The organism is Helcococcus massiliensis (assembly GCF_900258485.1).
In the GTDB taxonomy this organism is placed as follows: domain Bacteria; phylum Bacillota; class Clostridia; order Tissierellales; family Peptoniphilaceae; genus Helcococcus; species Helcococcus massiliensis.
In genome coordinates, this window is the sequence record NZ_OGVE01000003.1 from 42,303 (window position 1) to 65,831 (window position 23,529).

The 23,529-nt window shown below is 31.3% G+C and carries 24 protein-coding genes and 1 other annotated feature; of the genes, 3 read left to right on the forward strand and 21 right to left on the reverse strand.

The genetic code is table 11. The features are described from left to right. Positions 1–4: 4 nt before the first annotated feature. From C4Q29_RS03455 to tsaE, 7 genes are read right to left on the reverse strand one after another with little or no spacing between them, the layout of a single operon-like run. A complete protein-coding gene (locus tag C4Q29_RS03455) occupies positions 5–286 on the reverse strand; it encodes an Asp-tRNA(Asn)/Glu-tRNA(Gln) amidotransferase subunit GatC (protein WP_103981436.1) in 282 nt (93 codons plus the stop codon). Further along, positions 286–2,271 (reverse strand): NAD-dependent DNA ligase LigA, encoded by a 1,986-nt coding sequence (gene ligA / locus C4Q29_RS03460; protein ID WP_103981437.1) that lies wholly within the window; start codon positions 2,269–2,271, stop codon positions 286–288. The genes C4Q29_RS03455 and ligA overlap by 1 nt, the downstream gene beginning before the upstream one ends. 9 nt (positions 2,272–2,280) lie before the next feature. Next, positions 2,281–4,488 (reverse strand): ATP-dependent helicase, encoded by a 2,208-nt coding sequence (locus C4Q29_RS03465; RefSeq protein WP_103981438.1) that lies wholly within the window; start codon positions 4,486–4,488, stop codon positions 2,281–2,283. A 1-nt stretch (position 4,489) separates the two neighbouring features. Beyond that, positions 4,490–5,500 carry a tRNA (adenosine(37)-N6)-threonylcarbamoyltransferase complex transferase subunit TsaD gene (tsaD, locus tag C4Q29_RS03470; RefSeq protein WP_103981439.1) on the reverse strand — a complete coding sequence of 337 codons (1,011 nt, stop codon included), beginning with the start codon at positions 5,498–5,500 and terminating at the stop codon, positions 4,490–4,492. Continuing rightward, complete coding sequence (locus C4Q29_RS03475; protein ID WP_159459202.1) at positions 5,497–5,940, reverse strand: GNAT family N-acetyltransferase; 444 nt, start codon at positions 5,938–5,940, stop codon at positions 5,497–5,499. The genes tsaD and C4Q29_RS03475 overlap by 4 nt, the downstream gene beginning before the upstream one ends. Then, entirely contained in the window at positions 5,921–6,607 is a 687-nt protein-coding gene (gene tsaB / locus C4Q29_RS03480) for a tRNA (adenosine(37)-N6)-threonylcarbamoyltransferase complex dimerization subunit type 1 TsaB (protein WP_103981441.1), read from the reverse strand. The genes C4Q29_RS03475 and tsaB overlap by 20 nt, the downstream gene beginning before the upstream one ends. Then, complete coding sequence (tsaE, locus tag C4Q29_RS03485; protein ID WP_234994037.1) at positions 6,588–7,073, reverse strand: tRNA (adenosine(37)-N6)-threonylcarbamoyltransferase complex ATPase subunit type 1 TsaE; 486 nt, start codon at positions 7,071–7,073, stop codon at positions 6,588–6,590. The genes tsaB and tsaE overlap by 20 nt, the downstream gene beginning before the upstream one ends. Before the next feature lie 139 nt (positions 7,074–7,212). Between tsaE and C4Q29_RS03490 the strand changes: the two genes are divergently transcribed. After that, a complete protein-coding gene (locus C4Q29_RS03490) occupies positions 7,213–7,665 on the forward strand; it encodes a nucleoside 2-deoxyribosyltransferase (protein ID WP_103981443.1) in 453 nt (150 codons plus the stop codon). Between the two features lie 83 nt (positions 7,666–7,748). Next, positions 7,749–8,084, forward strand: a complete 336-nt coding sequence (locus tag C4Q29_RS03495) for a DUF1622 domain-containing protein (RefSeq protein WP_159459203.1) — start codon at positions 7,749–7,751, stop codon at positions 8,082–8,084. Between the two features lie 41 nt (positions 8,085–8,125). Here the strand turns inward: C4Q29_RS03495 and C4Q29_RS03500 are convergent, their stop codons facing one another. Beyond that, positions 8,126–9,598 (reverse strand): Mur ligase family protein, encoded by a 1,473-nt coding sequence (locus tag C4Q29_RS03500; RefSeq protein ID WP_103981445.1) that lies wholly within the window; start codon positions 9,596–9,598, stop codon positions 8,126–8,128. A 214-nt stretch (positions 9,599–9,812) separates the two neighbouring features. Here C4Q29_RS03500 and C4Q29_RS03505 point away from each other — a divergent pair, with 214 nt between their 5' ends. Beyond that, positions 9,813–10,466 (forward strand): deoxynucleoside kinase, encoded by a 654-nt coding sequence (locus C4Q29_RS03505; protein WP_103981446.1) that lies wholly within the window; start codon positions 9,813–9,815, stop codon positions 10,464–10,466. Between the two features lie 445 nt (positions 10,467–10,911). Here C4Q29_RS03505 and C4Q29_RS03515 read toward each other — a convergent pair whose 3' ends face one another. From C4Q29_RS03515 to C4Q29_RS03575, 13 genes are all read right to left on the reverse strand, one after another. After that, a complete protein-coding gene (locus C4Q29_RS03515; RefSeq protein ID WP_103981448.1) occupies positions 10,912–11,994 on the reverse strand; it encodes a S66 family peptidase in 1,083 nt (360 codons plus the stop codon). Between the two features lie 46 nt (positions 11,995–12,040). Beyond that, a complete protein-coding gene (locus C4Q29_RS03520) occupies positions 12,041–12,556 on the reverse strand; it encodes a DUF4256 domain-containing protein (protein ID WP_200813117.1) in 516 nt (171 codons plus the stop codon). 88 nt (positions 12,557–12,644) lie between these two features. Further along, positions 12,645–13,253, reverse strand: a complete 609-nt coding sequence (locus C4Q29_RS03525; RefSeq protein WP_103981449.1) for a superoxide dismutase — start codon at positions 13,251–13,253, stop codon at positions 12,645–12,647. An 86-nt stretch (positions 13,254–13,339) separates the two neighbouring features. Further along, positions 13,340–14,704, reverse strand: a complete 1,365-nt coding sequence (locus tag C4Q29_RS06425; protein ID WP_234994039.1) for a glucosaminidase domain-containing protein — start codon at positions 14,702–14,704, stop codon at positions 13,340–13,342. A 131-nt stretch (positions 14,705–14,835) separates the two neighbouring features. Continuing rightward, the gene (gene trpS, locus C4Q29_RS03535; protein WP_103981450.1) at positions 14,836–15,834 is read right to left on the reverse strand and encodes a tryptophan--tRNA ligase; all 999 of its coding nucleotides are present in this window, start codon (positions 15,832–15,834) and stop codon (positions 14,836–14,838) included. After that, positions 15,824–16,651, reverse strand: a complete 828-nt coding sequence (locus C4Q29_RS03540; RefSeq protein WP_103981451.1) for a bifunctional 5,10-methylenetetrahydrofolate dehydrogenase/5,10-methenyltetrahydrofolate cyclohydrolase — start codon at positions 16,649–16,651, stop codon at positions 15,824–15,826. The genes trpS and C4Q29_RS03540 overlap by 11 nt, the downstream gene beginning before the upstream one ends. A gap of 90 nt (positions 16,652–16,741) precedes the next feature. Next, on the reverse strand, positions 16,742–17,578 hold the full coding sequence (locus C4Q29_RS03545) for a MetQ/NlpA family ABC transporter substrate-binding protein (protein ID WP_103981452.1): 837 nt from the start codon (positions 17,576–17,578) through the stop codon (positions 16,742–16,744). Between the two features lie 14 nt (positions 17,579–17,592). Beyond that, positions 17,593–18,270: a methionine ABC transporter permease gene (locus C4Q29_RS03550; RefSeq protein ID WP_103981453.1), complete on the reverse strand. Its 678-nt coding sequence runs from the start codon at positions 18,268–18,270 to the stop codon at positions 17,593–17,595. Beyond that, on the reverse strand, positions 18,258–19,298 hold the full coding sequence (locus tag C4Q29_RS03555; RefSeq protein WP_103981454.1) for a methionine ABC transporter ATP-binding protein: 1,041 nt from the start codon (positions 19,296–19,298) through the stop codon (positions 18,258–18,260). Before C4Q29_RS03555 ends, C4Q29_RS03550 begins: the two co-directional genes overlap by 13 nt. Then, positions 19,295–20,491: a M20 family metallopeptidase gene (locus C4Q29_RS03560; RefSeq protein ID WP_103981455.1), complete on the reverse strand. Its 1,197-nt coding sequence runs from the start codon at positions 20,489–20,491 to the stop codon at positions 19,295–19,297. The genes C4Q29_RS03555 and C4Q29_RS03560 overlap by 4 nt, the downstream gene beginning before the upstream one ends. Positions 20,492–20,564: 73 nt before the next feature. After that, positions 20,565–20,799 (reverse strand) — a binding site (T-box leader). 58 nt (positions 20,800–20,857) lie between these two features. Then, positions 20,858–21,913, reverse strand: coding sequence for an ABC transporter substrate-binding protein (locus tag C4Q29_RS03565; RefSeq protein WP_103981456.1), 1,056 nt, complete (start codon positions 21,911–21,913; stop codon positions 20,858–20,860). Then, a complete protein-coding gene (locus C4Q29_RS03570) occupies positions 21,913–22,725 on the reverse strand; it encodes an ABC transporter permease (protein WP_103981457.1) in 813 nt (270 codons plus the stop codon). The genes C4Q29_RS03565 and C4Q29_RS03570 overlap by 1 nt, the downstream gene beginning before the upstream one ends. Beyond that, positions 22,718–23,527, reverse strand: a complete 810-nt coding sequence (locus C4Q29_RS03575) for an ABC transporter permease (protein ID WP_103981458.1) — start codon at positions 23,525–23,527, stop codon at positions 22,718–22,720. The genes C4Q29_RS03570 and C4Q29_RS03575 overlap by 8 nt, the downstream gene beginning before the upstream one ends. Between the last annotated feature and the right edge of the window lie 2 nt (positions 23,528–23,529).

A 23,529-nucleotide genomic window follows, 5' to 3' on the forward strand; every position in this document is an offset into this window, starting at 1 on the left:
TCACCTAGTCTTCCATTATATTATCTAGTTTGAAATAGCCATATTCTCTATGATCTGTATTTGAAAATATTTCTTCCCTGTCTGTTGATTCTTTAACTTCATCAGGACGTAGTGGAGATGATACTTCTGAAGTTATTTCAAAATAATCTTCACCTTCTACTTGCAGGTCTAATAAGTTATTCACTGAATTTACAACACTTTCAAACTTTTTAATTTGAATTTGTTTTTCATTTTCATCTTGGGGCAAATTTAAAAACGCCCTTTCATAATATCTTTTTGCATCCATTATTCTAATCCTTCTAAAAATTTCATTAGTTCTTGGTCTTGGTAAATTTTTATATCTAGCTCTTGGGCCTTGGTTAATTTAGAACCTGCCTTTTCACCGGCTAATAATATATCTGTGTTTTTTGATACAGCAGATGTAACCTTGGCTCCCATATTTTTGAGCTTGGCTTCTATCTCTTTTCTATTATAACCCTCTATGGAACCTGTAACAACAATTGTTAGTCCATCTAATTCATCAGACTTGTCTACATTAGAATCTTCAAATACTATACCATTGGATAATAGTTTTTCTAAGGCATCTTCTATATGAGACTCATTAAAGAAATCAATGATGCCCCTAGCAGTAATATGCCCAACATCTTCAACTTCTAACAAGTCTTCAGCCTTGGCATTTCTTATTTTATCCAGACTTCCAAAATGCTCAACCAAGTCTTGGGAAGTTTTTATACCTACATTTGGTATCCCCAAAGCATATATAAAAGATTCAAGTTTTACATGTTTAGAATTTTCAATAGCTCTTAGAAGGTTGCTGATTTTTTTATCTTTGAAACCTTCCAATTTTGCTAGGTCTTCTTCCTTTAATTCATATAGGTCATCTAATTCTTTTATATCTAAAACATTTATTAGCTGGTCAACAGTTTTATCAGATAGACCTTCTATATCCATGGCTTCTCTCGAAGCAAAATGTGTAAGTCTTGCATTTAATTGAGGCTTACAATTTAGCGAGTTTGGGCAATATATGTGGACAGTATCATAAAATAATTCACTATGGCAATATGGACATACTTTTGGTTTTTCAATCTCTTTTGTTTGTATGGACTCATCTTCTACAGCTGTAAGTATTTCTGGTATTACATCATTAGATCTTCTTATGAGTACCATAGAACCTAGCCTTACCTTTTTTCTTTCTATGTCATCATAGTTATTTAAGGTAGCTCTAGAAACCGTTACCCCGTCTATATCTACTGGTTCTAGGATAGCAACCGGAGTCACCTTGCCTGTCCTTCCAACATTCCATTCAACATCAAGTAATTGAGTCAAATACTGGTCTGCTTCATACTTGTAAGCTATAGCCCATCTTGGAAACTTGTTTGTATAACCTAGGGCTTCCCTAGTTGCGAAATCATTGATTTTTATAACTACCCCATCAGTTAAAACATCTATATGCTTTCTTAGGTCAGCTATCTCTTCTATGACACCTATTAAATCCTTATAATTGTCTACCTTTTTTGCAAAGGGATAGGTGTTGAACTTATTTTCTTTTAGAAATTCTATAACCCCTTCTTGGCTGTCTACAATATCTTCTTCCATATAAGCAATATTGTAGATATAGGCATCGAGATTTCTCTTTTTAGTGATGGCCGGGTCTAAGTTTCTTAAGGCTCCTGCTGCAGCATTTCTAGCATTTTTAAGCTGGTCTATATTTTCCTTGTTATATTTTTCCAAGGCTGAAAGCGGCATAATTCCCTCGCCAGATACTTCTATCAGTCCCTGGTAAGCAATTTTTCTAGGAATGGTTTTTATAGTTTTTACTTGCTCTAAAATTTCTTCGCCAATAGTACCTGTACCCCTGGTTGCAGCATTTATCAACTCTCCATTGTTGTAAGTTAAATTGATAGTTAATCCATCAAATTTTAGTTCAACAATATATTCAAGTTTAGGTAAATTTTCATCATGACTTTGGTTGTAGGCTAGTCTTAGTCTTTCTGCCCTATCCATCCATTCTGATAAGGCTTCATATGATTGGGCCTTGTCTAAAGAATATAATCTTCCTAGGTGTTCGTGTTTGGTGAACTTTTCGAGTATCTGACCACCTACTTCCTGGGTTGGAGAACCATCTAAGATAATATTAGTTTCTTTTTCCAAGTCTCTAAGCTCTTGGTATAAGGCGTCATATTCTTTATCACTAACTAAAGGCTTATCAAGAGTGTAGTAATGATAGTTTAATTCTTTAATTTTATTGATTAATTCTGTCATTCTCTCCATAATTTCCACCTATAACTTTTTTAATTTGGCTAATTTGGCATTTAATCTTTTCAATCCAGACTTATCAAAGTTAACTAAAAGTTCATCCCCATTATCTTTTCTTTCAACGGAAATAACCATACCTTGGCCAAATTTCTTGTGGTCAACCTTGTCACCAATATTGAAATCCATTTGTAAGTTGTCTTCAAATCTTTTCTTTTTCTCTTGAATTTCTTGTCTGATTCTTTCTCTTTTTGCTTCAAAACTATCAAATTGATCAAAGTAAGAATTAGCTGATGAAAAACTATCATTTAATTGGGCTTTTTCTTCATCAAGATGACCATATATTTCATCTATAAACCTTGATCTTTTTGTATAAGCTCTTTTACCAAATACTGTCCTACTTGCAGCAGATGATACAAAAAGTCTTTCCTTAGCCCTAGTAACAGCTACATAGGCCAATCTTCTTTCCTCTTCTAACCCACCTTCTTCCATGGTTCTTAGAGATGGGAAAAGACCTTCTTCCATACCTGTTAAAAAGACTACATCATACTCAAGTCCTTTGGCTGAATGGATAGTCATAAGACTAATTGCCCTATCATTTTCTTCTGTTTTATCAACATCAGATAATAAGTTTACATTTTGAAGATAATCAAATAGTGTTGCTTCTTCATTTCTTCTTTCAAATTCTTGAACAGCATCAGTTAAGGCTGATAAGTTTTCTATTTTTGACTTATCCTCTATTCTTTTTGAATCTTCTAGCATTTTTTTATAGCCAGATTTTTCATAAACATCTAAAAGCAAGTCTGTAATCAAGTAATTATCAACGTTTTGAATGAATTCCATTATAGTATCAGCAAAACTTCTAAGTTTACCAATAGTGGCTTTAGATAGGCTATCTACTAACCCATCACTATATATGGAATCAAACATTGATTCTCCATTGTTGTTGGCGTAAAATTCCAATTTAGATAAGGTGGTATCACCTATGCCTCTTTTAGGAGTATTTATAACTCTTTTTAAGGCTACATTATCGTCTGGATTAGCTATTAAGGCTAGGTAGGCAATTATATCTTTAACTTCCTTCCTATCATAGAATTTTAAGCCGCCAATAATCTTATGGTTTATATGGTTTTGCATAAGTTTTTCTTCTAAAACTCTAGACTGGGCATTGGTCCTATAAAGTATAGCCATGTCATTTAAATCATAACCGGCATTAGCCATTTGCTGAATTTTTAATACTAAATCCTCTGCCTCATCATATTCAGTTGCAGAATTTCTATATACTATTGGAAATTCTTTTTTATTGGCAGTCCATAAGTTTTTATCTTTTCTTTCTAGGTTGTTGGCTATTAAGTCATTAGCTGCATCTAGAATCTTATTTGTAGACCTATAATTTTGCTCTAAAAGAATTACTCTCGCATCCTTATAGTCTTCTTCAAAGTTTAAGATATTGCTGATATCTGCACCCCTCCAAGAATAAATGGATTGGTCACTATCCCCAACAACACAAATATTTTTATATTGTTTTGTAAATAATCTAATCAACCTATATTGGGCTTGGTTGGTATCTTGGTATTCATCCACAAAAATATATTTAAATTTTCTGGCATAGAAATCCCTAATTTCCTGATATTTTTCCAATAATTCTATGGTCTTCAATATCAAATCATCAAAGTCCAGGGCATTATTTATCTTTTTTCTTTTTTCATAAATCTTATAAATTTCTGCTATATTTCTTTGTCTTTTATAAAATGCATTTTCAGCACTTTCTTCAGGAGAAATAAATTTATTTTTATTATCAGAAATAACTGCTATAACTTCTCGAATTGGTGTATATTTTTCATCAATTCTCAAATCTTTCATGATATCTTTCACTAAAGACCTACTATCCGTAGTATCGTAAATCGAGAAAGTATTTTTATAGCCTAGTTTTTCTATATTTCTCCTTAAAATCCTAGAACATATGGAATGAAAGGTCCCTATCCACATATGGTCTACTTCTTTATTTAAAAGGTCAGCAACTCTTTCTTTCATTTCATTTGCTGCCTTGTTTGTAAAGGTAAAGGCTAGTATATCAAATTCATCAGCTTTTCCCTTTTCTAAAAGATAGGCTATTTTTCTTGTTAAGACAGATGTTTTACCTGATCCTGCTCCTGCTAAAATAAGCAGAGGACCGTCTGTATGTAAAACAGCTTCCTTTTGTTCTTTATTTAATCCTTTTAATAAGTCTGACATATTATCCTTTCCTTAGACCTAGATTCGGATATACATTTATATCTAAATCACCAGGTCCAAATTCTTTATAGTTGTAGTAACCTGCACAAGCAATCATGGCTGCATTGTCAGTAGACAAGGATAAAGGTGGAAAATAGGTCTTTACACCGAGTTCTGACATTTCTTTTTCCAGTCTTTCCCTTAGTGGTTTATTAGCCGCAACCCCACCTGATAAGACAAATTTATCTCTACCCAATTCTTTTACTAGTCTTACTGATTTTTCTACTAACACATCTAAAACGGCTTCCTGGAATGAAGCTGCAGTGTCATAAATATCGATTTCCACATCTTTTTGTTTTTGATTGTGGAGGTAATTGGTAACTGCTGTTTTTAAGCCGGAAAAGGAAAAATCATAGGAATCTTTTTCCAACATAACTCTAGGAAAATCTATGGCTTGTGGGTTTCCTTTTTCTGCAGCCTTTTGAATGGCAGGACCTCCTGGGTATCCTAATCCTAATACTCTAGAAACCTTGTCAAAGGCTTCTCCAGCAGCATCGTCTCTAGTTTGTCCTATAACCTTGTAATCTGTATAAGAAGTTACATCAACTAAGTAGGTATGTCCACCAGATACTATTAAAGATGCAAAAGGTGGTTCTAAATCTGGATGAGCTAAATAATTAGCTGCAACATGGCCTTCCATGTGGTTCACTCCTATTAATGGCTTATCTAAGGCTAAAGCCAAACCTTTTGCATAGGACATACCAACTAATAGGGCTCCTACTAGGCCTGGCCCCATTGTTACCGCTATAAGGTCTATGTCATCAAAATCAATGTTAGCCTCTGCCAGAGATTCTCTTACAACATAATTTATGGCTTGTAAGTGCTCTCTTGATGCAATCTCAGGTACAACACCACCATACTTAGCATGGGTCTTTATCTGGCTGAATACTGTATTTGATAATATTTTTCTTCCATCTTCAATTACTGAAACAGCTGTTTCATCGCATGAAGACTCGATCCCTAGAGTAATCATAAGGCCTCTCTCCTATCTTTTTTCATAATAAAGGCATCTATTCCTTGCCCATAATAATTTTTTCTTGTAGATATAATTTCTAATCCGAATTTTTTATATAAATTTATTGCTGGAGTATTTTCTGTATTAACTTCAAGATATACTAATTGTTTTTTTAATAATTTACTAAATAGATATTCCAATATATCACTTGCATAACCCATCCTCCTATATTGAGGATCTACAACGAAATGATTGATATTTATTTCGTCAGGATAAGAGCTATAAAAAATATAGCCTACTAAAACATCATCAACTTCTAGGCCTATACTTTTATTAAATTCTCCTTCTAGTTCTATAAAAAAGGCCCTTTCTGGCCATGGATTAGGAAAGTTTTTTTCTAACTCTAAAAGTCTTTCTATATCTTTTTCTTCAATTTCCCTATAAATTTTTCTTTTCAAAATCTATCTCCGCCTGTGATCTTCTTAAATATTCAGGCTCTAAATCAAAGCTATTGTCAACATGACCAAGATCAAATTGTCTTTTTGCTAAAACTGCCACATTTTTCCCTATAGCATTATTTAGAGCAGGATGGGCTAATTTGACCTTTGGTAGATTTAATATATCTTCACCTAATTTTTTTGTCCCATCACCAACTATTACTAAATTTTCTATATTTTTTATTTTTTCATATAGGTCAACTTCTTCAATTATTTCTTGAATATCTTCTACTAAATCCCCATCTTCCCAATGAAATAAGCCTGCAAAATATCTAGTTCCTCTTGCATCTATCAAGGCTAGTACATGACCATTATTTAAAATAGAAAAAGCCATCGCTTCTAGGGTTGATATTCCCACTATAGGTTTATCAAGAGCTTGGGCTATAGCCTTTACACTGGTCATCCCAATCCTTAATCCTGTAAAAGATCCTGGACCCTTAGAAACAGCTAGCAAATCTATGTCTTTAATATCTAATTTTAAATCATCCAAAAGTCTTTTTATAAGCAATACTAGTTTTTCAGAATGACTTTCTTTTAAATTTATAGATGAAGCTCCAATAATTGTATCTCCATCTAATATTGCTATGGATGACATCATAGTTGATGTATCAATCGCTAAAACTTTCACTTAAGCCCTCTCCTATTTCTTTAGATCTATCATTGTTTTCGATTAATTCAAATACTCTTGAATCTCCTGCCTTCTCTATATTTATTTCCACTATATTTTCTGGAAGATATCCTTGGCCCATTTCGGCCCATTCTATAAAAGTGATACCATCTGGGTAAAAATATGATTCGTAATCTAATTGTAAAAGTTCATCAGGATGTTCAAGTCTATAAAGGTCCATATGGTTTATAGTGAAATCTCCAAAATAAATATTTACCAAGGCAAAGGTTGGAGAAGTAACATAATCATCTACTCCCAATTCTTTAGTTAAATACTGGACTAAAGTTGTTTTACCAGCTCCAAGATCTCCACTTAAGGATATAACATCTCCTTCTTTTAAGAGTGGTGCTAATTTCTTTGCTAATCGTTCAACATCTTCTAAATCTATAAGTTCTTTTTTCATTTCAATTCCTTCTAATTTCTTCATTAAGTATATAACATCTTCATAATCACATATATACTAATTATAGCAAAAATCTAGCCATAATAAAAAAAGACTTAAGAGATTTTATAGAATAATTTTAGCTAAAATATGATAGTATATAAATAAATATATGGAGGTGGATATGAAATTATATTTAGCAGGATCATTATTTAACGAGGCAGAAGTTGCTCAAAGAAAACTAGAAGGAAAATTACTAAGAGAAAATTTCCCAAATCTTGAAATTTTCAACCCTATAGACCAGCCATTCAACGAAAACAAATCATCTCTTCCTACACCGGAAGATATTTTTGTAGGTGACATGAATGCAGTTAAAGAATGTGATATCTTCTTTGCAGATGTTTCTAATCCTTTGGATGGTGGAGTTTTTATGGAATTAGGACTTGCAGTAGAGCTAAACAAAAAGATTGTAGCTATCCATTCTGATATAAGGCTAGCTACAGCTAACAAGTACGATATACCTACTGTTGGTATGAACCACTATGTTTTAGGTGGTATCTATTATGCTGGCGGTGTGGTTGTTAGAAATACTGAAGAAGCTATAAAAGAGATAGCAAAAATTATTGAAAATGCTTAATTTCTAATAAGTATAACGTTGTATAATAATATTGTTAAAATATAGACCATATATGCTATAATATAGTTTATATGGAGGTAAAAATGACAGAATTTTTGGAAGTAATTATACATGAGTTTTCCCATACAGCTGCTTTAGCATTAGAAATTATAGGTCTTGTAGTTATATTACTAGGATCATTAAGAGGTTTAATAAACTTCTTTAGGACAAGACTTAACTTTGCCAACCAAAAGACAGCAATCATGTTAGGTCATGCATTTTCTCTAGGATTGAACTTTTTATTAGGTGGTGAGATCCTTAAAACTCTTACAATAACTAATATGAATGAATTATTAACCTTAGCAATAATAATGATTTTAAGAGTTGGTATCACCTTTGTCCTACATTGGGAAATTGAACAAGCTGAAAAGCACAATTAAAATATTTTTACATATAAAAATCTGCCAAAAAGGCAGATTTTTTATTTATTATTGTACTTATCTATTTCGTCTAAGGCAACTTCATAGTCAGACTTAATTTTTTCATAGCCACCATTTTTCAATTGATAATGCTCTGATCCTTTACCAGCTATAAATAGTATTGTATAATCAACTGCATCTATAAAAGCCTTTTTAATTCCATCTTCCCTTTTCTCAAATATTTCATAGTCTAATTTTTTTTCAAAATAACTAGCTATATCTTCGGAAATATCAATTGGATTTTCATAATTCGGATCATCCGGAACTAAATATATTTTTTCAGAATATCTAGAAGCAACTTCTCCTAAGTCTTTTCTTCTATTTAAGCCCTTTCCTCCACTTGCTCCAAATATAGAAAAAATCTTATAGTCTGGATAATTTTTCTTAAAAAATTTGAAGTTTTCTTCAAAACTTATCCTATTATGAGCATAGTCTAAAGTTACTACCAATTTCTTATCTTCAGTTACAAATAAAGTTGATCTAGATTCTATTTTTAGTTTTTCTAGGGTCTCTTTGATAACTTCATCATTCAATCCAAAATTCTTAGCAATTATATAGGCGCAAGTTGCATTTGCTACATTAAAATCACCAAATAAATTTATAGAAAATTCTTTTCCATTTATTTTGAAATGATTAATTAAATTTTCATAGTTTATATCAGTAATGTTAAAATCAGCATTTGGATTGTTTATATCATAAGAAATTTTCTCTATATCATCCGTTTTCGCTTCAATTTTTTCAACATTATTTCCTGATTTAAAGTAAACTAATTTTTCGCTTATATCAATCATTTTAAGTTTTGAATTTACATAATCTTCTAAAGTAGGATGTTCTAATTCACCGATATGGTCATTATCTATATTTAATATAGCTCCAATATCAAATTTTATATAACCTAGTCTGTCATATTTTAAGGCTTGAGAAGACACTTCTACAACCATATATTCAATACCAGAATTTATCGCATTAGACAAGTGCCTATAAAGCTCAATGGATTCTGGCGTTGTTATTGTAGATTCTTTTTCTACTACACCATCATAAGTAAGTATTGTTGAAATGATACCTGCCTTTTTCTGATTATTTTCAATCAAATACTTATCTAATATAGCCTTCACCATAGTTACAGTAGTTGACTTCCCCTTAGTACCAGTAACCCCAATCATTTTTAACTTCTTATCAGGGGAATCAAAGAAATAATCTGCAACAATATACATAGCCTTTCTTATATCTTTTACTATGATATAAGGTAAATCTATTTTATATTTTTTTTCTGATATATAGGCACAGGCACCTAAATCTTTTGCAGACTGTAAATATTCTTCTTTAAAGTGTAAGCCCTTGGCAAAAAATAGAGTATTTTGCTCTACTTGTCTTGAATCATAAGTAATATCTTTTATTTCTAAATCTTGATCAGTATATTCTACCAATACATCTTTTGACTTCAATAAATCAACTATTTCTAAAAAACTTTTCATACTTCCTCTATCTTTATATTTAATCGTATCTTATAAGATTATATCACAGCTTTAATCATATATTAATAGTAAAACAAATATTATTGTAGCTACATTTAGTATATAATTTACAAGCATAAAATCTTACCCACAATATATTGTAGATATCTATTGACTTTTTTCTATATGCTTGTATAATTTAAAACAGTGAATAAAATTATGAATTGAGGTTATGATGGAAGGAGAAAACAAGGTGATCGTATTAGCAGGAATGATTGGTGCAGGAAAAACAACATATACAAGATATATTTCAGAATTTTATGGTAGTGAAGCATTTTTTGAAAGTGTTGATGATAATCCTGTTTTAGAAAGATTCTATGAAGATAAAGAAAAATGGGGTTTTGCCCTACAAATTCATTTCTTAAATACTAGATTTAGATCTATTAAAGATGCCTTTAGACACCAAAATAATGTACTTGACAGGTCTATATATGAAGATGCCTTGTTTACCAAAATCAACAATGAACAAGGTAATATCAAAGATGAAGAAATGAATATTTACCTTAGCCTATTAGATAATATGATGGAAGAATTAGAAGGTTTACCAAAGAAGGCACCAGATCTTTTAGTTTACTTACAAGGTAGCTTTGAAAAAATCATGGAACACATACAAAAAAGAGGCCGTGATTATGAACAAACACCTGAACAAGTGGATTACTTTAGACTCCTTCACAGCAGATATGATGACTGGTTTGAAGAATATAACTATGGACCAAAAATTGCCATATCAATAGATGAATGGTCAATTGAAGATCCAGAACAAAGACCAATTATTCTAAATATGATTGATGAAGAATTGAAAAGACTTAGAGAAGAAGAAAATAAATAAAATAAACATAAATAAAGGATACTCCACATTATTAAATTTGGAGTATCCTTTTGTGTTAATATCACAAAATAAATAAAATAGTATTAAATTAATTTAGATAGAATTCAACAAAGTTATTTGCAAAACATAAACTGCATAGATTCCAATTATAAATCTAATTATGCTAATAATGATATTAAGTTTTTTATAATTTCGTAAATCTTCTTTCACATAAATATCTCTACTTTTCTCTAAATTAAAGTGTAAATAACATATAAGTACTATCCCTAATAAATTTATAACATTATTTTGGTAACCTAATATATTAATAAATAATTCAGGGAATAATATATAAAATGCTAATAATATGGATTCAATAACCACAGACATAATATATTTATATTTAATTTTCATTATTTTACCTTCTAAATAAACTTTAGTGATTTAGGAATACAGTCTGCTTTTCTTAATCTTGGAAAATTGATTCTTTAATAAATAATCTCTTTTCGTCAAAGTCTACTTCCGCCAAACATCCATAAGGTATAATGGTCCTTGGATATGAGTGTCCAAAGTTTACATTATATAAAATAGGTGTATCTAAATCTTCAAAGACTTCATTATAAACTTCTTTATATTCATCGTAGTATGTTTCATCAACTGGTTTGCCAACAATCACAGCCTTAGCTGCCTCTAACCAGCCACGATTTTTCATTTCACTTAATATTTCTTTTAACCTTGCTGGTTGCATTTTTTCGCCAGAAGTTTCGATAAATAATATTTTTTCTTTCCATTCTTCTAAACTTGGAAATAGATCATATTTATCTGCTATAGCATCAACTCCTCTACCTACATAGTCTAGTAAGGCATCACCAATCGTGTCTAAGCATCCACCATATAGTTTACCTTGGACTTTCCCCTTACCATTATTAAGGACTTCAAATCCATGTTTTTCTTCCATGCGAGGTCTTTTTACACCTACTTGGTCTGCACCAAAGGAATCCCTATCCAGATACCAAGCATCAGCAGATTTTATTTCAAAACCATCATTTTTTTCAAAATATAGGTCAAAATATTCTTTAGTATATGGAAGCATTTCATCTTCTAACTCCGCAATATCAACTAAAAATGCAGGTCCATAAACTGTATTTAATCCTAGTTTTTGAAACATCAAATGGTTCATGGAAGTATCGGAAAATCCTGTGAATAGCTTTGGATTTTCTTTTACTAGTTGTTTAAATTCTTCATCTTCAAAAAGGTACTGGTAGGTTTTATAGGTATCATTTCCACCTATTGCTGTCATGATTGCATCTATTGAATCATCTTTAAAAGCTGCTTTTAGATCTTCTGCCCTTGCTTCTGGATGATCACCTAAATATTGGATGCCCTTTTTAGAATTTGGCATATAAACTACTTCTAAGCCGTAGTCTTCCTTTAATCTTTTTTCTGCAATTTCAACTTGGTGTTTTGTAAAGTCTTCACCTAATATTCCTAATGATAAAGAAACTATTGCTATCTTATCGCCTTTTTTTAAAACTTTAGGTTTTTTCATTTTTCCTCCTTGTTTTAATCTACACTATATATATTATATGATACTTCTATAATAATTTGAATCCTGCTCTAAATCCCCTATTCGAATAATAAGAATCCGCACTATTATGGTAAATAAATACCCTTCCATAATGGGAGTTTCCAAATATGGCTCCACCTTGTTCTCTTACAGAATCTTCTGTTAATATCCATGAACTCGTTTTTTCATCAATTAGACTTAATGATTGCAAATATAGATACTGGTCTTCAGTTAATAAATCTAAGCCATGCTTTTCAGCCTCTTCTAAAGCACTAGACTGTGGAGCATTCTTTTTTCTATTTATGCGAGCTTCCTTATCGTAGCATAAACTCCTTCTTTGTGGACTAGCAAGTGAACAATCCCAAATATATATATTGGATTTGTAGCTAACTACATCAGGTTCACCACCAGTTTCTTCCATATATTTTATTTTCTTAATAGCACTCTCATCTAATAACTTTAATACTTCTTCCCATTTCAACTCTTTATGACGGTCCATGTTTTCATGAAACCTATCTTCAAGAATACCTATTATATCTTCCAATATATACTCCTATTTTTATATTTTTTTTAATTATATAACAAAAACTGATTAAATAGTCAAAGCTATCTAACCAGTTTTATAAAATGTTCTATTTAACTAATTCATTGTATCTTTCTTCAGCTTTTTCCCAATTTAAAACTTCGAAAAATGCATCTACATAGTCAGCTCTTTTATTTTGATATTTTAGATAATAAGCATGTTCCCAAACATCAACTCCGAATACTGGTTCTTTACCTAATTCTAAAGGTGTGTCTTGGTTTGCTGTTGAAATAATTTCTAACTTATCTCCATCTACTACCAACCATGCCCAACCAGAACCAAATCTTCCAGTTGCAGCTGCTTTAAATTCTTTCTTGAAATCTTCTACTGATCCAAATTCTTTTTCTATAGCTTCTTTCAGATTACCTTGGGCTTGACATCCATCATTGCATAAGAGTTCCCAAAATAGAGAGTGGTTGTAGTGTCCACCACCATTGTTTCTTACTGCTTTTTGGATATCTTCTGGTAACTTATCTAAGTTTGTTAGTAGGTATTCTAAGCTTTCATCTTGTAAGTCTTCATGTTTACTTAAAGCTTCATTTAAGCCATTTACATATGCTGCGTGGTGTCTATCATGGTGAATTTCCATGGTTTTTGCATCAAAATGTGGCTCTAAAGCATCGTTACTATATGGTAATTTTGGTAATTCAAATGTCATAAATGTCTTCCTCCCTTTGAATACATTTTAATATATTTACAAAGTATTTCTACCCAATTAATAAAAAAGATAACATTTTTAATATATTATTTTGCCATATCAAATCTTGTTAGATTGTACATTTCAATTAATTCATTTAAGCTTGCACCATAGCGAGGATTTGTTGCATATCTACCTGTTAAATGAGCAGTTGCATCTTTATATGAATTTGTTGTTGAGAATCTTGCTCCTAGATAGAATTTGTATCTCCAACTTGATTTATTATTATTTGCTGTGAGTACATCCACATAATCACACAATGACTCATAATAGCTAGGATACTTTCTAAATTTAGCTGTAGTCATATAATTTGACCCATCTGATCTATACTCTCTAGTATATATCAGAGAAGATTGTCCATTATATGATCCTTTAACCCCAAATAAGTTGAAATTAGGAGCTGAACCAAGTCTTGAAGTTCCATATCCTGATTCTAATATAGCTTGGGCTATCATTACTGAAGCATATAAATCATTTTCTGCTGCCAATTTTTGTGCATGGCCAGCAATATCATTTATGAATGCTTGTTGTTTTGAAAGAGGTTTACTTGGTTTTTCATTATTTGTTTCAACGCTTTCTACTTTTGCTAACCAAGCCCCTGGTACACCCTTGGCTCTTGATATATTATAGAATCCATCGTATTCCTTGTATACATAATAAGTTCCTGGTAAGTATTCTCCCCTAGAATTCATTTTTTTACTTGCATCACTAGTATTTATATATACTTTTTGACTTTCATTTAGACTTATAATATTTTCGCTTGCTAATTTTGATAGGTCTACAGCTACTTTAGTATTTGTTCCTTCTTTGACTTCAACATTTACTTTTTTGTCTTCTTCTTTGTTTTTAGGTTTTTCTACAGTTTTTTCTATTATAATTGCTTTATTATCTTCTGGATTTATCCAAGCACCTGCTTTACCTTTTGTTTTTGTTATATTTAGCATTTGGCCATATTTTTTATAAACATAATATTGGCCTTGTTTATAGCTTGCTACAGATGATTTATCATTTTTAGCATCATTAGCATTTCTATAAACTTTAACCTGGTTATTTAAAGTGTATGAATCACCTTCATTAAGCTTGTTATAATCTATTGGGTTTACAACAACTTGTTCTGTTATCTTATCAACAGGAGTGTTGTTTTCTTTTGGATTTATCCAAGCACCGGCTTTATTTGGTGTCTTAGATATATTTATCATCCCATTATAAGTTTTATAAATATAATATTGCCCACTAGTATAACTAGTTTTTGAATTTTTTTGATTTTTAGCATCATTAGCATTTACATACGCTTTTACATTGTTATTTAATTTATAAGTTGATGCTGCATTTGCGTCTTCAGCTATTACAAAGGTTAAACTTGTAGCCAAGGCTATAGCACTTGCCAGTTTAACTTTCTTATTAAAATCCATGTCTTCTCCTTAAAAATCTGTGTATTGTTTAAATCTTACATCCTAGACCTTTAAAAAGCAATTAAAAAATTACAAAAAGGTTAAAATGGACATACATTTTAACCTTTTTGTAATATGTTTAAAAATATTATTTATAATTGTAAAAAACCAACTTTCCTATAAACTTTGTCAAGTAAGTTTCTAGTTTTTCTTTGAGATTTTTCAGCACCATCTTTCAATATCTGATCTAACCTTTCTTTATCAGATATTATCTCATTATATTTATTTTGGAAGTTCTCTAAATCATTAGCTACTATATCGGCAAGATCTGCTTTAAATTCTCCATAACCTTTGCCCTTATATTTAGCTAAAACTTGGTCTAGGTCTTCACCAGTGAAAGCCAAATATATGTCGATTAAGTTTTTCAAGGCAATTTGTTCATCGTTATAATCAAAATTATTTAACGAATCGGTAACCGCAGACTTTATCTTCTTTCTAATTACATTTAGTGGATCAAGTAAAAAGATAGAAGCATTTTTATCTTCATCTGACTTAGACATTTTCTTTTCAGGATTCCTCAAGGACATTATTTTCCTTGTGGATTCATTAATTATCGATTCAGGTACTGTGAATGTTTCTGAATACCTACTATTAAACCTTATAGCCAGATCTCTAGCTAGTTCCATATGCTGTTGTTGGTCAATACCTACAGGCACCACATCCGCATTGTAGGCTAAAATATCTGCTGCCATCAGAGTAGGATAGGTAAATAAGGCTGCATTGTTATTTTCATCCGCCCTACTTTGCTTGTCCTTAAATTGAGTCATCCTAGATAGTTGTCCCATATATGAAATAGAATTTAAAACCCAGTATAATTTTAGATGGTCTGGATTGTGGGACTGGATAAATATAGTTACCTTATCTGGATCTAAACCTAGGGCTAAATATATAGCAACAATCTCTCTAGATCTCTTCCTTAACTCAGCTGCCACTTGAGGCACAGTTATAGAATGTAGGTCTGCCACTCCTATATAACAATCATATTCGTCCTGTAATTTTATAAAGTTTTTAATAGCCCCCAAATAATTACCAATTGTTAGGTCACCTGAAGGTTGAACCAAACTTAATAAAGTTTTCTTTTTATCTGTCATTTTTTACTCCATTCATATAGGTGTTTCTTAAAATAAAACAAGCATTTAATCTTCCTATACCTCCTATAGCAGGTAGATAGTTTACGGAAGAATCAATAAATTCATCTTTATTGAAATCACCATAATATTTTCCATTTTTCTCCGATATACCAAGGTCTACAAGTAAGGCATCATTTTTAAGTTCAACATTTTGGAAATATTTAGCCTTTCCTATTGCTGATATGATTATATCAAAATCTTTCATCATGTTTTTTACATCTAAAGTCTTGGAATGAGCTATAGTCACAGTTGCGTCTTCATTTAACAACATCATAGCTAGAGGTTTCCCAATTATTAAAGACCTATTTATAAGCAAAATATTTTTAGATGATAAATTAAAATTATCTCTTAAAAAATTTAAGGTAGCTGTAGCCGTGGTTGGAAGATTTATATAATCATCTTCAAAAAATATATTTTTGAAATTATTAAAAGAAAGACCATCCACATCCTTATCTGGATTTATCTTGCTAAAAATATGCTTTTGATCAAAATCAACTAGCATAGGAGAAAATATCAGAATTCCATTGGTATCAGATTTGTTTTCTTGAACAAGGTATTTTTCAATTTCTTCCTCAGCAGTATTTTTTTCAAAGACCTTAATTTTTACATCTATATTAAGCTTTTCAGCTTCTCTTAAAATAGACTTTTCATAAGATATAGCTCCTGGATCTTCCCCAACTCTAATAGTTGATAACTTAGGTTTAAATTCTAAATTTGATATATCCTTATTTAATTTTTTTATTAAATTATCATAATAATTTTTTATATCTATAATCATTTTACCTCTTTGTCATATTATAGCATATATATTTATTACTCTAGATAAAAAAAATTGCTGCGAAATATCTCTTTCGCAACAACTTAGTTTTTACCATACTGGGTGTGAAGCTCCTTTTGAATCTTCTTCTATTATAGCCTTGGTTTCAGGAGTGAAATAAGCATCTAAAATAATCTTTAACCATTCCTTATCCTTGTCTTCTGTCCTTGCAGCTATAAGATTTATATATGGGTTTTCTCCCTTTACTGCTTCTTCTAAAAATACTGTATCTTCTCCTGGTTGGTAGCCTGCATCAACGGCTATACCTGAATTTATAACAGCTATTTGATTTTCAGCTAAGGTAGCAGGAATATTTGAAGCACTAATTTCTAGTAGTTTTAAGTTTTTAGGATTTTCTTTTACGTCAGCTACAGTAGGTAAAACACCAGCATCTTCATCTACTTTAATAAGACCTGCTGCTTCTAATAGTTTTAAAGCCCTACCACCATTGGTAACATCATCTGGGATAGCTACTGTTTGTCCATCTTCTAATTCATCTAAGCTTTTGATTGTTTCTGAATATATTCCTAAAGGTGCAAATGAAGTATCTCCTACAGCTTCTATTTTATATCCAAATTGTTCAACTTCCTTATCTAAATATATGTGGTGTTGGAAGGCGTTTAGGTCTATATCACCAGAATCTAGAGCCTTATTTGGTAATGGATAAGAATCAAAATATACTATTTCAAGGTCTACTCCCTTATCTTTTACAACATCTGCTACATGTTTCCATACTACAGAGTCAGAACCTATTAAGCCTATCTTCACCTTGTGTCTTTCATTTCCTGTAGTAGTTTCTTCCTTTGTTTTTGTATCTTGGTTACTTGAACATGCTACTAAAGATAGCACCAATATTAATGTTAATAATAAACTTGTAATTTTTTTCATCATATTCTCCTTTTTTAATGTGTTTTTTTCTTAGCAAGGTAGTTTCCTACAGTTTGGATTATTGTTACGAACAATATTATTAATATTACACAGACATAGGTTATGTCATAGTATCTTCTATTGTGACCATATCTTATAACAAAGGCACCTATTCCTCCTGCCCCTACTGCTCCTCCTAAGGAAGTAAGTCCTAGTAAGGAGATAGTTGTAATGGTTATGGCTCTGATTAATTGGCCTGTACTTTCTTTTAGATAAACTCTAAAAATTATTTCTAATGGTGATAAACCCATAGATTCTGCTGCTTCTATAACCCCTTTATCAACATCCGCCAAGGCTTGTTCAACCTGCCTTACAAAAAATGGAATTGCACCAATTACTAAAGGAAATATAGCTCCCTTTACACCAATCATGGTACCCATTATAGCCCTTGTTGCTGGCAACAAGGCTGTTAGCAGAATAATAAATGGAATAGATCTAAATATATTTATTAGTATATCTAAGGGTCTATTAATATATTTATTTTCTAAAATATTATCTTTCTTTGTTACAGTGATTAGTACTCCTAAAAATAGACCAATTATTAGTACAAAAAATCCGGATATGACAAGCATCAATAGAGTATCAATCAAACTTTGTACAAACTCATCACTATGTTTTATTAAATTTGGTAAATAGCTTTTTATTGTTTCCATATTTCAATTAACTCCCATTTTACATTTACTTGATCCAGATATTCTTTAGCCTTTCTTATGTCTTCTTTATCTCCCTTTACACTAATAATTAATTGTCCCAAACTTTTATCTTTTATAATATCAACATCTCCAAATATAATTGAGCAATCAAGGTCAAAATCTCTAGAAACTTTAGATATAACAGATTCACTGGCATTGGAATCTATAAAATCTAAGTCTAAAACCTGGTCATTTTCTGCTAGACCAAATAAGTCTGGTTTGTTTTTAAGTAGGTTTATTATTTTTCCTTTATTACTTGTTGAGTTCACAAACTCTTTTGCTATCTTAGTTTTTGGATTTGAGAATAAAGAATATACATCATTTATCTCAACTATAGATCCATTTTCCATAACTGCTACCCTATCACATATTTTTTTGATTACATCTAGTTCGTGGGTTATAACAACTATGGTTAATTTTAGCTTTTCATTCAGTTCTTTCAAAAGTTCTAAAATTTGACCTGTAGTTTGAGGGTCAAGGGCTGAAGTAGCCTCATCACATAAAAGTATTTTTGGATCATTCGCCAAGGCTCTTGCTATAGCTACCCTTTGTTTTTGTCCCCCAGACAATTGTGAAGGATAAGCATTTTCTTTATCCGAAATCCCAACTAAAGATAATAAATTTCTTACCTTGATTGTTATTTCTTCTTTGCTTAATCCACTGCCTTTTAGATTAAAGGCAACATTGTCAAAAACTGTTAAAGACCTTAATAGATTAAAGTGTTGAAAAATCATACCAATATTTTTTCTTTCTTTTCTTAAGTCTTTATTATTTAATTCAGTTAGATTTACATTATCAACCAGAACTTGACCTGTAGTTGGTTTTTCTAGTAAGTTTATACATCTTACCAGGGTTGATTTACCAGCTCCAGAGTATCCAATAAAACCAAATATCTCCCCTTCTTTTATAGTTATATTTGTATCTTTAACAGCTTCAATCAAACCATCCTTGCTCTCAAAGCTTTTTGAAAGATTCTTTAGTTCTATCATTTATTTTGCTCCTTAATTAGTTTTCTATGGTCATCTTTTATTTTTTCTAACCTTTCTGAATCCAAGATTAATTCCAATGCTGTCAAGGCTAGTAGCTTTGCTCCTAATCCTATAGATTCTAATCCTTTTTCTGCCTTAGCAGCTTCTCTAAATTCTACTGTATGACCTGTTATTGGAGTATCAGAAATAGAAATTGTAGGTTGGATAACTGGAACAACTTGACTTATATTCCCAACATCAGATGATGCACTTGCTAAAAATAAATCTTTAGCCGAGAGCTCTTGTCCATATTCTTTTAATTTTTCTACATATACTTCATCAAAAGATGGTGTTGGTACAGTATTATCTATCCTATTTTGGAATAAGCCAAACTTATATTCACATCCAGTTGCAAGAGCTGCTGCCTTTACTATATTTTCAAATTTTTTATACAAATCTTCTAATGTGGGTCTTTTGTCAGCCCTTAAGAAAAATCTTGCTTTAGCATAGTCTGGCACAACATTAGGTGCCTTACCACCATCTGTGATTATTCCATGGATTCTTGTATCAGTTGTTAAATGCTCTCTTAAAGCATTTATACTATTGAATACTTGGATTACTGCATCTAGAGCATTTATACCTTCCCAAGGAGCCGCTGAAGCATGGGCAGACCTACCAAAAAATTCTACATCTACTGGTGCAACAGCCTTGGTAGTACTTGTAAGTGTATGCTCATATCCTGGGTGAACTCCAAGAGCTATATCTACATCATCTAAAAATCCCCTATCAACAAAGGATCCCTTAGCTGATCCATTTTCTCCACCTTCTTCACCAGGTGTACCATATACTCTTATCTCTCCACCTACTTCGTCTACAACACTTTTTAATCCTACTGCAGCTAAGGAAGAAGTTGTACCAAATAGGTTGTGACCGCAAGCGTGGCCTATACCTTCTAAGGCATCATATTCAGCATAAAATACAATTGCTGGTCCTGGTTTATTTGACTTATATCTTGCATCAAAGCCAGTCCTATGCCCTGCTACATCTACTTTTACATCAAATCCTTCTTTCTTTAATTTGTCTGATAAGGTTTCACAAGCAAAAAATTCATAATTACTTACTTCTGGTTTGTCATGTATGCTTAGGGCTATTTTTTTGTAGTCTTCCAATCTTTCATCTACTGTTCTCTCTATTGTTTCCTTATAGTTTGTCATATTTCTTCTCCTTTTTATTTTTTATTTAGCAAGCATTGAATTTTTTCTTTAAATTAAAAAAGCCTCGCCCTATACAAAGGACGAGGTTTATACCCGTGTTACCACCTTAATTCTAATTAACTTCACAATTAATTACTCTTCGAGTACTATCATACTCTAACGCTTTAACGGGCGTACCCGGAATACTCTACATATCGAATATTCAACTCAAAGACCATTTTCATTTAACTTCCGTTCTCCTGTTCTCAGCATCTTACAGTCTCTCTGTGCAACTTTCATTAAACTACTTTTCTTATCAATGTTTTTGCTATTGATTTATATAATAAATCCATTTTTTTATTTTGTCAAATTTTTTTTATAAAAAATTTAATGAATCTTTACCTCTTCCCAGGCTTCTTCGAAAATTTCTGTAAATTCACCTAAGTCAACATAAACTTCTTTTTCATCAAAATTTGATAAATCAGGATACATTACATCAAAATTTTCTATGGATTTTACAGGTTCAAGATCCCAGGCAGCTGTAACTGGTGTACCTTGTTCAAGACCAATTTTAGCAGCTATGTCTGGCCTACTTAAAAAATCAATTAATTTAAGGGCATTTTCATAATTTTTAGCATCTTTAGGAATAGCAAAATTATCTATCCATAAATTTGATTTTGGAGGTAAATAATAATCTAGGTCAGGATTTTCTGACATAGCAGCCCAAGCTTCTCCAGAGTAAATAACGGCTACCGCTCCCACTCCATTAATCATATGCTGCTTAATCTCATCTTGTAAATAAGCTGTGACTAGATTTTTTTGCTCTTTCATCAAGTCCCTTATTTCATTTAATTCTTTTTCATTTTTGCTATTTGCTGAGTAACCTAGATGCCAAGCACCTGGCCCTAATGTATCCCTTGAAGAATCAAGCATCCAAATTTGTTTCTTATATTTTTCATTAAAAATTATATCCCAATTATGAAGATCTTTAGGATCAACCTTTGTTTTGTTATATAAGATTCCTAGGGTTCCATAAATCATAGGTATAGAATATTTGTTATTTGGATCAAACTCCCTGTCCATAAATTCTTTACCTATATTTGAAATATTAGATAGTTTAGAATGGTCTATTTCTCTGAGCATACCTTCATCTATCATTTTTTCTACCATATATTCAGATGGTGCAATAAGATCATAGTCAGACGGAGAATTTTTAACCACTGTATACATATTTTCATTTTCATCAAATTCTGAATAAATGATATCTATACCTGTTTCATCCTCGAATTGTTTTAAGATATCGTCAGTTAAAACTCCACCCCAGTTATAAAAAGAAACCACCTCTTTATTAGAAGTCTTGTTTTCTTTATTTTCTTCTTTAGAACAAGCTACTAAAAATACTAAAGAAGATATGATAAATAATAAAATAAATTTTCTTTTCATTATAATTTTTCTCCCCTATTAGCATTTTTCTTGTTAAATTGTCTTATTTGCTTGAAATTAGCCAAGATAAGTAAGACTAGTACCACTACAAACATTATGGTTGATAGGGCATTGATTGTAGGTTCAATACCTTTTTTAGTCATAGAGTAAACTATGGTTGATATGGTATTTTGTCCAGGTGCTACTGTGAAAAATGAAATTATAAAGTCATCTATTGATAAGGTAAATGCCATCATGGCACCAGCAATAATACCACTTTTAATTTCTGGAACTACAACCATTGTTAATGCTTGTAAAGGCTTAGCACCAAGATCTAAAGCCGCATCTATCAAGTTTCTATCCATCATTCTCACCTTAGGTAAAACGGCCAAAACAACATATGGGATTGTAAAGGCTACATGGGCTAAAACTAAAGTAAAAGTACCCTTAGGTAATTGTAAAAATCCAAATAATACCATTAAAGATATGGCTATAACTATATCTGGATTTAAAACTGGTATATCATTTAAACCTAGAAGAATTCTTCTTTGTTTCTTTGAAAATTCTCCAAGAACAATTGCTGCTAAGGTACCTATAATGGTTGAAATAACCGTAGCAATTATAGCTACTATTAGGGTTGTTTTTACAGCTCCCATTATAAATCTATCTTCAAATAAGGCCCTATACCAATCTAAAGAAAAACCTGTCCAAACACCAAATATTCTTGATTGGTTAAAAGAATAAACTATCAAAACAAATATAGGGGCAAATAAAAATAAAAATACTAAACTTAAATATAATTTCTCAAAAATATTTGATTTATTATTAGTCATTCATCCCTCCTGTTTCAATTGATTCTTTATCAAAGACCATTGATATAAGTATTATTACCATTAAAAATGTAGCTAGGGCTGATCCGTAACCCCAGTTACCGGTTTTTGTAAAGGCTCTTTCAATCACGTTACCTACCATGTTTACCATGCCACCACCTAGTAGGTCTGCTACTTCGAATGTAGATATAACTGGTACAAATACCATTGTTATACCAGATATAACTCCCGGTAGTGACATTGGAAATATAATCTTCCAAAATGTTTGAAATTCATTTGCTCCTAGGTCATAAGAGGCTTCTATTAATGAATAATCAATTTTTTCTAAGGCTGTGTAAATTGGTAATATCATAAAAGGTAAAAAGTTGTAAACCATACCTAAAATAACTGATGCTTCAGTATATAAAAAGGACTTGTATTGGATACCAAAAATCTTTAAGAAATTATCTAATACTCCATTTGGTGAAAGTATGGTAACCCAGGCATATGATCTTAATAAAAAGTTCATCCACATAGGTACCATTATGAGCATCATAGCCATTGTCCTATATTTGATATTTAATTTTGTCATAAATAAGGCAAAAGGATAGGCTATCAATAAAGATACTAAACTTGTAATCCCAGCTATTCTAAAGGATGCCCATATGGTCTTTAATGTAGGGCCTTGAAATATTTTCTGGAAATTTGCTAGGGTGAATTCCCCATCCTTAGTAAGGGCATAATAAAATATCATAAAGGTTGGCACTATTATAAAAATAAGTATCCAAAATATATAAGGATAGGCTAAAGTTTTTAATTTCTTCAATT